Source organism: Photobacterium alginatilyticum, from assembly GCF_009910675.1.
Classification (GTDB): domain Bacteria; phylum Pseudomonadota; class Gammaproteobacteria; order Enterobacterales; family Vibrionaceae; genus Photobacterium; species Photobacterium alginatilyticum.
The window spans coordinates 135,200-144,775 of sequence record NZ_RSEJ01000015.1 but is presented as its reverse complement, the minus strand read 5'-3'; the positions used below and the strand labels follow the sequence as shown (position 1 = coordinate 144,775).

Annotated in this window: 4 protein-coding genes; 3 read left to right on the top strand and 1 reads right to left on the bottom strand. The window is 42.0% G+C overall.

Annotation, left to right across the window (positions count from 1 at the left end; translation table 11 throughout):
• Nucleotides 1–777: 777 nt before the first annotated feature.
• A complete protein-coding gene (locus tag EIZ48_RS15165; RefSeq protein WP_160653055.1) occupies nt 778–2,751 on the bottom strand; it encodes a methyl-accepting chemotaxis protein in 1,974 nt (657 codons plus the stop codon).
• 885 nt (nt 2,752–3,636) lie between these two features.
• On the opposite strand from EIZ48_RS15165, the gene EIZ48_RS15160 reads away from it, so the two are divergent.
• The 3 genes from EIZ48_RS15160 to EIZ48_RS15150 all read left to right on the top strand — a co-directional run bounded on the left by EIZ48_RS15160 (nt 3,637) and on the right by EIZ48_RS15150 (nt 9,546).
• Entirely contained in the window at nt 3,637–5,607 is a 1,971-nt protein-coding gene (locus EIZ48_RS15160; protein WP_160653053.1) for a methyl-accepting chemotaxis protein, read from the top strand.
• Nucleotides 5,608–5,701: 94 nt separating this feature from the next.
• Complete coding sequence (locus tag EIZ48_RS15155) at nt 5,702–7,495, top strand: sensor domain-containing protein (RefSeq protein WP_240152983.1); 1,794 nt, start codon at nt 5,702–5,704, stop codon at nt 7,493–7,495.
• Between the two features lie 158 nt (nt 7,496–7,653).
• Entirely contained in the window at nt 7,654–9,546 is a 1,893-nt protein-coding gene (locus EIZ48_RS15150) for a methyl-accepting chemotaxis protein (RefSeq protein WP_160653047.1), read from the top strand.
• The last annotated feature ends 30 nt before the right edge of the window (nt 9,547–9,576 follow it).

The window sequence follows — 9,576 nt, the reverse complement described above, 5'->3', positions numbered from 1 at the left end:
GAAAGCCTTCCCAGAAGGAAGATAGGAAAGTATTATTCGACATGAAAACGGTAGTTTGTGTAGGTTTTTGTTTGGCGACTAAACCATATCACTTACTACCGTTTTTGTTTTCAGTTCCCGCTAATCTGCGAAGAACCAAAAAAAAGCCGTAAGAAAACGGCTTGATCAAAAACTACCAATATAAGGAGGTCTTATGGTGGCTATGGAAATCAAATTGAATTTACGCAACCAATTTAACACGGAAAATAGAAAGCGCTTTCATTTTCGTGTTAAATCCTCCACAAACGGATGTAGTTGTGTAAAAGCTAGAAATAACGAGAGCCGTTAATGACGACTAAGTTAATAAGCTAATCAAATAAAAACAACCTAAAAGTTAGGTATGTCTTGCAACAAGACTGCTCTATAGTTACACAGGAATTGTTACAAAATGATTACAGCGGTCATACTGTGATTATGAATTCGAAAGTAAGTGACCTCTCTGGGAGGACTAGTAATTAGGCTTGCACCACCAAGCAATCTATAAGTTTGGTTAGATCTTGTTAGGAATATAGGGTTGTTATGTGTACATCATGACAGGTATGTAAGAAGAAAGTTATTTTGTGCGTGTTCTTTTGTAAAAGATCTTGCTGTATATAAGTAATCCCAACTAACGAAGAGTGGGTTATCGCAAAAGAATCTATGGCGTTACTGCACGCTTAATTGATTTAACCCATCGATTAGAACTGAATTTGAAATGGCCCAGGGCATTTGCTCTGGGCCTTTTTAGATCTCGTAATCTTATCTAATGGTAAATTGATGTGCAAGATTTTGCAATTTCACCGCAAGTTGCGTTTGTTCTTGTGCAGCCGTTGCGATTTGTGATCCTCCCACAGCGGTCATTTCAGCACTGTTACTAATGCCTTGTGCTTTAGATGCGATCTCAGCACTTACGGCAGCCTGCTCTTCTGCTGCTGCGGCAATTTGAGCGGCCATATCGCGAATTGCATTTATGGCTTCGACAACACTGCTCAACGCTGACCGTACTTCGTTGGCTTTATCGACACTTGAATCAACCCTTCCTTTGGCTTCACTCATTTGTGAGAAGGTACTTTCGCTATCTTGCTGGAATGTTGCGATCATTTCCTCAATTTCCTGGGTGGAATCCTGCGTACGCTGAGCGAGGGTTCGTACTTCATCGGCAACCACAGCAAACCCACGTCCTTGCTCGCCAGCACGGGCGGCCTCAATAGCGGCATTGAGTGCTAAAAGATTCGTCTGATCGGCAATGCTTTTTATCACATCAACAACTCGAGTGATATCCTGGCTACTCGCATTCAACTTGTTGATAGTTCTAGATACCGATTCAATACTGGTTGAGACGTCTTGAGTCAGAGTCGTCGATTCATCAACTAGCTTACTGCTTTCATTTACAAGTGTATTTGCCGAGTTTGCTGCTTCAGAAGTGTTGCTGATATTTTGAGATACTTCCTGTACTGACGCTGTCATTTGCTCGATGGCACTGGCCACGTGCAAAACATCGGTTTGCTGATCTTTCAAGTTTTTTGCGTTTTCTTTAACCGCAATGGAGGACTCTTCGGAGGCAGTTGCAAGCTGTTCACTCGAGGCACTGATAATGTGAATGGCATTGGTGAATTCGTTAAGCATATGATTAAGATTGTTGGCGACAGCCCCAAGTTCATCGTTAGCAACGATATCAGCTTGGTAAGTTAAGTTTTTGCTTGCAGATTCTTTCATGGTGTTCGTTAAGCTTAAGACCTGCTTATTTAAGTCAGTAATCAGCTTATAGCTGAGAATAGAAACGCCTGTGGCTAGGGCAAAGGTTACAAGCAAGTAAAGCCAAAGAGTTCTGGTACGGGACCGGGCTATATCGTTGGTTAGAGTCAAAATGTCGGCTGTGAGTACGTCTTCGAGACCTTTCAGCAAATCAATCCGTTTGGTTGACTCCTGAATCCAGTTGCTTGCATTTTGGTTGAGGTTGTTGCTAAATGCTTTAGCCCGGAACCCTTCTACTTTTTTTGATACAGGTTGCATCGAAATATGTTCAAACTCTGAGATTTGACTATCACTGGCATAGATTTTAAAGTCAGCGAAATAGTTTTCCTGCTCACTGACTAGCTCTATGAACTGTCTATACATCCCATCCCCAAATTTTCCTGAGCTAAAGGTACTTCCCAAAACCGCACGTTCAATACCAGCTCTTTCCTTACCTTGTAAAAAATCATAATAAGATTGTAAAGATTTACTTATTACAGCCACTTCTGAAGTCTGAACTGTATTTGATAATGTCGAAATAAGCTGCTTGTTCAAATTTGTATAATAGTCAATAGCTTCGCTTGCTGGAATTGATAGCGATGCAACACTTAAACGAATCGTTTTTAGATGTTCTAGTTGTGAATCGATGGACTGAAATTGTTGCCAAATGCTTTTGAAGTGTCGAAATTCTTCTTCGTTTTCGTATAAATATGATTGTAACTCTTTGATATATTTGTCAGTTGTATTTTGTTGAGGTTTTAATTTGGAACTGAATTTTTTTCCATTTGAACCTATAAAACCTGCTGAGTATCCACGCTCTTTTTGCAATTCATGAACTAACTGACTGCTATATGTAGAGAGTTTGACGAGATGGGAAATATTATTTGCTGATGTAGTTAATGTGCGGGCCTCCAAAATTTGAGTACCCGTCGAGAGTATTAGTGCAACTAATATCGGTATAATTAGTATCATTAGTTTCATTTTTACTGATAACTGCATTTTTATATTAGCCTTGTGTTATAGCGTTGTTGAAGAAGCATCCACAATGCATCTTAGCAGGTGCTAATCCTGCCTTCATTGAAAGCGCTTTCTTATGTGATTTGTGTCGAGTTTTTGCTTGTTTTGAATTGAGCAAGTTAAGGCGTTGATACACCCAGTTTTATCTAAGACAGTAACTATTAGAAATCGTAGATAATACAATTGCTAGAAGAGGTTACTTCAATGCTGGATGGCTTACCCTTCTGACTAAACCTGAACACGATGGTGAATTACCACTTACCTAAAACTACCCACACTTACAGAGGAACGCTATAACACATCAAAAGCTTGAAAAATCATGGGTTTATCAGGAGATGCTTTCTATTGCAATCAAGAACTAGTTGGAATCAACGGCGTTGATGTCCGAATCAATTAAAGTCGTAGAACACCAAATTTATATAATCGTGTAGACAGTGAAAATAAATAGACTGTTCTTAAGTATGCTATTGATTTATTGGCACATTGCCGTGTTGGAATGGATGTTGCCTGTAACCTGTTTTTGTGACTTTTGGGTTAACGGGAGGGGTTAAATGTGCGCGGTTAGTTTAACTTTTGTGTGTTGTATTGCTGTGTGATTTGCATAGGATGGCGATATCCTCCTTTATTATTGGGTGTTTTTTAGTGGATTATTCTTTGCGGGAGGGAAGGTTAAGTATGATTTGGTTAAAAACCTTGTTGGAGATGAGTATTGTAGAGCTTTTACTCTAAACTAAGGGGGGAGGGGAGAGGTTATGATTTAAATCAATATTATGCATATAACAAGAACGATAATGAAAGCGCTTTCCTATGAGAGTTAGAGTTGATTTTTTGTCAAGACGACTTCGTTGGATGAGATGGGGTGGAAATATGTTTAAGAATTTGCGGTTAGGCTTAAAAATAGGGCTGGGTTTTTCAGTTGTTTTAGTTTTGCTGTCTGTGGTGCTCGGAGTCAGTGTTTTGGCTCTTAAGGAAACAGATAATGGGATCACCACATACCGAAGCCTGGCAAGGGAAACAAATCTTGCGGGTCGTTTGCAGGCCAATATGCTGATGGTTAGGATGAATGTGAAGGACTACCTGATCTCAAAGAGTGATAAAGACTTAGTCCAATACGAAGTCTATCTTGAAAAGATGAGCACCTTTCTGGCTGAAGCCAAAAAGGAAATTCAACAGTCAGAGCGAGCGGAATTGATAAAAGATATCAATTCTTTTATATCTGAATACGAAAGCGCTTTCACAAAGGTGGTATCATTGATCGAGCAGCGAAATCGTGTGGTTAATGAGCAGCTTGTCCCTCAGGGAGAGGTGATGAGAAAGGCCATCGCTGACATTATCCAGTCAGCCTATGATGATAATGATGCTGAGGCTGCCTACTATGCTTCTCATATCCAGGAAAAATTATTGTTTGGACGCCTGTATGTTTCTAAATTTCTTAACTCCAATAGTGATGATGAATACAATATTGCTGTCAATGTAATAGATAAGAAGCTTGGAGCTGCAGCGACTGAGCTGAAACTGCACCTGCAAAATCCAACCCGCCGGAATCTATTATCTCAGTTTATTAAAGCGCAACAGGATTATGTTAACGGCCTGGTTGACATACACCGGCTTATCGAAGAAAGAAATGAACTGATTGAAAACAAACTGAACCGGATCGGTCCGCAGATCGCGAAAAATGCAGAAGACGTAAAATTGTCGGTTATGGCTGAGCAAGACAGGCTGGGGCCTGAACTGGCAGCAAGTACTGATGCTAGTGTCAATCTCAGCCTGTTTTTATCCGTTTCTGCCATTGCTATAGGTGTTATTGCCGCTTATTTGCTGACGGTTTCGATTACGCGTCCGATTCACCAGGCCGTGGATGCTGCCAACCAGCTGGCTGAAGGTGACTTAACTCTCAAAATCAACCATGAAGGACGCGATGAAACTGGCTTGCTACTGGCATCTATACAGGGGACGGCGACCAATTTGAGAAATATTGTGACGACGATATCAGGTGCTAGTGATGAGCTGGCTTCAGCATCCGAAGAGCTGGCTTCAGCATCCGAAGAGCTGGCAGTGGTGACAGAGCAGTCCACGCAGGGAATACAAAACCAGCAGACTGAAACGGATTTGGTTGCTACTGCCATGAATGAAATGGCGACGACAGTCCATGATGTGGCAGACAATGCCGCTAAAGCTGCCGAGGCTGCCAACCAAGCAGACAGTGATGCGGGAGTCGGTGCTCAGGTGGTTGCGCAGACAATTTCGACAATCAATACGTTGGCTGACAGGGTGAATGAGTCTTCTGAAAAACTGGGCGAGGTCGAGCAAGAGTCTATGAATATCGGCAAAATACTGGATGTAATCCGAGATATCGCTGACCAGACTAACTTGCTGGCGCTCAATGCCGCGATTGAGGCTGCCCGTGCAGGCGAGCAAGGACGTGGCTTTGCTGTAGTGGCTGATGAGGTTCGCTCCCTGGCACTGCGAACACAGGAGTCTACCCAGGAAATCCAAAATATTATCGAGCAGCTTCAGGCCGGCACACAGAGTACGGTTGCCGTTATGAATCAAGGGAAAGAGCAAGCGGAATATAGTGTGAAACAAGCCAGCGAGGCTGGTGATGCATTGCAGGCCATTACCGATGCTATCGGTGTGATCAACGATATGAATATTCAGATTGCCAGCGCATCCGAGCAGCAAAGCTCAGTGGCCGAGAATATTAACGAGAACGTGATAAACGTAAAACGTGTCGCTGAAGAGAATGCGGTTGCTGCCAACCAGACCCGGGCCTCTACCAGTGAAATCGCACAGTTGTCAGAGCAGTTAAAAGAGCTAGTTTCCCAGTTTAAGGTTTAAAAAAACACTTGGAGGTGAAGGGCGTGTCAGGTGTCCTTGTTTTATCTGATTGTCATGAGTTGAATTATAAAAAAAGAAAAAGAGTGTGATTAAAATGAATGCCAAGGGATGGAAGGACAATACTTTGACAGCTCATGAACAACCTAACGTTGGAGATGGCTTGCATAAGAACACCTCAACAAGACTAATTAACAAGTTAAAAGACCTGCAAAAAAAAACAGACTTTTTTTATGCCATCGTTCATCAGAGTGCAAATGCGGTTGTTATAACAGATAGTCAGAGAAACATCCTGTACGTTAATAAAAAGTTTGAAGAAATAAGCGGGTATACACTTAGCGATGTGTTGGGGAAAAATCCGAGAGTGCTCCAATCAGGGAAAACACCAGAAAACACGTATCAACAGATGAACGAGACGCTTGCGAAAGGCAATGAGTGGAAAGGTGAGTTTACGAATGCCCATAAAGATGGGCATGAGTATACTGAAGAAGCGGTGATAACCCCCATTAAAGATGAGAAGGGGAAAGCTGTTTACTATTTGGCGGAGAAAGTCGATATTACAGCGCTTAAACTCGCTCAAAATAAAATTCACGCCCTTGCCTATCTGGATTCATTAACAGGCCTTCCGAACAGGATGTATTTTGTTGAAGAGTTGAAAAAGCTGATTAATGAATTCGTTTCAAAGCGCAGGCAGAGTTTCTCTGTGCTATTTGCTGACTTAAATCGGTTTAAAGAGATCAATGATACACGAGGTCATCTTTCAGGGGATATTGTACTAAAGGAAGTTGCCAGCCGTTTTACAGAGGCGGTTAACAATGGTGATATTTTGGCCCGAATTGGCGGGGATGAATTTGTCTTTCTACATAGGCATACATCAGAAACCAGTGCTTCTGAACTTGCTGAGCGGTTATCAGGTAACTTGCAGGCACCTTTTTTCATTGACGGGCATGAACATAACATCGGAGTGAGCATTGGCAGTGCCACTTATCCTGCTGATGGTGATTCTGTGGAACAGCTTTTACAGTGTGCTGATATTGCTATGTATCATGCAAAGGCATTAAAAAGCTTATACAGTGCATATCAGTCAGAGATGGGGACAAAACGTCATAGAGAATGGAATATTGCTCGCAAACTTGAAAAAGCGGCGGACAAAAATCAGTTCTATTTAATGTACCAGCCAAAAGTGGATGTAAAGACGGGACGTTTGATCGGCGCAGAAGCCCTGTTACGTTGGCAAAACCCTGAACTGGGTGAGGTGTTTCCTGCTGAGTTTATTCCGGTTGCAGAACAGTCCGGGCAGATGTTTGCAATTGGTCAATGGGTTATCAGGCAGGTGTGTTGTCAATTAAAGCAATGGGAACTGGGTGGGTTGAGGCTGGCAGGGCGTTTAGCAATCAATCTCTCCATTCAGCAGGTAGAGCATCCTGATTTTTATGACCAACTGGTTGCCATCATTGAAAGTGCAGGTGTTTCACCATCGCAAATTGAATTGGAAGTGACTGAGTCGGTCTTGATGACCCACCCAGAAAGCACTTCGGAGACATTGACCTCGTTGACAAAGCTCGGTTTTACGATAGCGATTGATGATTTTGGTACGGGGTATTCTTCTTTAGCTTATCTTAAAAAAATACAGGCGAGTATTTTAAAAATAGACAAGTCATTTATTAAAAATATCACCATCAATGCGGATGACAAAACCATTGTTAAGTCTGTAGTGGAGATGGCTCATAATCTGGGCTTGAGAGTCGTTGCTGAAGGTGTTGAGCATCAAAGCCAAGCTGATTATCTATCACTTGTAGAATGTGATATGGCTCAGGGGTTTTTATATTCATATCCGTTAACAGCAAAAGGGTTTGCATTAATGTTGAATACTCAAGTCGGTAATAAATAGTACAGGTTATAAGCCAGTAAACCCAAGGCTGGGAATGTGTCTGAGTCCTCAGCCAGAGGGCAGTGAATATATACTGTGGATGCGTATATCATTGGATAAGACAAATCTATGATTACCTTCAGTAAATAAAGATTAATAAACAAATATTGGAGTAAATTGTGAGTGCAAGAAACCAACTGATGCTATCAATTGGAATACTGATTATATTGATCATCTCGGTATTATCTGCATTGGGATACTCTCAAATTAACGAATCATCGACTCGTGATTATAGAAATAGTTTATCAAATAAATCCTATTTGGTAGCAAAAGCCGTAGAGGGAAAGGTCCATAGCTATTTTGTTGCTTTGGAAGGTATTGCAGCTGGACTAGAAATAATCCAGGGAAACATCATTGTTAATGACCGTACGTTGGACCTATTGGTGAGTAATAAAGATAACATGAACGTGCTGAATGTATTTGTTGGCTTGCCTGACGGCACGACGTTTGATGCATCCAATCATGGGCCAATCCCTAATTTTAATGCCAAACAAAAGCAGCGTGAATGGTATATAAAGGGAATGTCAGGTACCTTGAGAACGGTTACCAAGCCGTTTATGGCTACAACAGGGGACCTCACTATGGCAATGGTCATACCGTTGAAGCTGAGTGGGAGGGTCGTTGCTGTTCTTGGTATGAGCCTCAAAGTAGATGATATTACAGATTATATTAATGCGCTGTCTGAGGAGAAACTAAATTTGTTTGCCGCCAGAGAGGATGGATTTTTGATGGCCTCCAGTTACTCAGAGCTTGTTGGTAAGGACTTATTTGAGTTACGTCCTAGCTACCGGCAATATGCAGATAGAAACCGTAGTGAACACTCCTATGTGGTACCTGAAAAAGGTGAGTTTTATGTTGTTTCCTCAAAAATAGCCTCGCTGAACTGGACGGTTTGGGCTTATGCTCATTGGGATGATATTAACGCCACATCACAGTCAGCGGTGAAAACCAACATCATAGCTGGGTTAATGTTCATCGTGTTTGGGGTTGCAGCAATTTACTATCTCATCACAAAGTTGATGTATGTTCCGATTGGTGGCGAACCAAAAGAAATTGAAATGCTGGTTGATAGAATTGCCAATGGTGATCTGACGGGTATTCCAACCGCGGGAAGTGACAGTATTGGGGTATATCGTTCGACGCTTATCATGGCAAATAAGCTTCAAGACATCATCACAGACATTAATCAATCATCAACACAACTTATTGAAGTGTCGGGACAACTTGGCGACTCTTCTCGCAAAGTCGATACTTCTTCTAAATCGCAAATGATGCAACTTGAACAAGTGGCGACTGCAATGAATGAGATGACTGCAACCGTTACAGATGTGGCACAAAATGCGATGCAGGCTTCTCGTTCATCAAATGATGCAAGTCAAAATTCCGATCAAGGACTGCGTGTTGTCAGTCAGATGAATGACGAAATAGGACGACTGGTTGCAGATATCGTTCAGGTTCAAGAAGCCATTGTAAATGTACAAAGTGAGACCGAAAGCGTCGGAGGGATTTTAGATGTTATCCGCGGTATTGCTGATCAGACCAACCTGCTTGCATTGAATGCAGCGATTGAAGCGGCACGTGCGGGAGAGCACGGTCGTGGGTTTGCGGTCGTGGCGGACGAGGTGAGAACCTTGGCGACTAAAACTCAAGAAAGTACTAATGAAATTCAGACTATGATTGAATCACTGCAAGAGCAAGCCACCCGCTCAGTAAGCCTGATGACAGAAAATGCCAATAGTGCAAAACAAACATTGAGTAAATCGGATGATGCGAGTAATGCGCTTCAGGTGATTCAGCAGGAAATCAAGAAAATACAAGACATGAACAATCAAATTGCAACAGCTGCGGAGCAGCAATCCAATGTTGCTACTGAGATAAATGAAAATGTCGTTAATGTGAATGATCTTGCGACCAGCACAGGGGAAGATGTACAGGAGAATGTTCGTACATCGGAATCGCTAGATTCAATGGCGAATCGTCTTAGTGATACGGTCAGGATGTTTAAGGTATAGCGAAAGTTCTTGCTATGAAATTTAGGCCAA

What these genes read in the sequence shown, in the direction of transcription:
- EIZ48_RS15165 (WP_160653055.1), bottom strand. Translation starts at nt 2,751, where the DNA reads ATGCAGTTATCAGTAAAAATGAAACTAATGATACTAATTATACCGATA.
- EIZ48_RS15160 (WP_160653053.1), top strand. Translation starts at nt 3,637, where the DNA reads ATGTTTAAGAATTTGCGGTTAGGCTTAAAAATAGGGCTGGGTTTTTCA.
- EIZ48_RS15155 (WP_240152983.1), top strand. Translation starts at nt 5,702, where the DNA reads ATGAATGCCAAGGGATGGAAGGACAATACTTTGACAGCTCATGAACAA.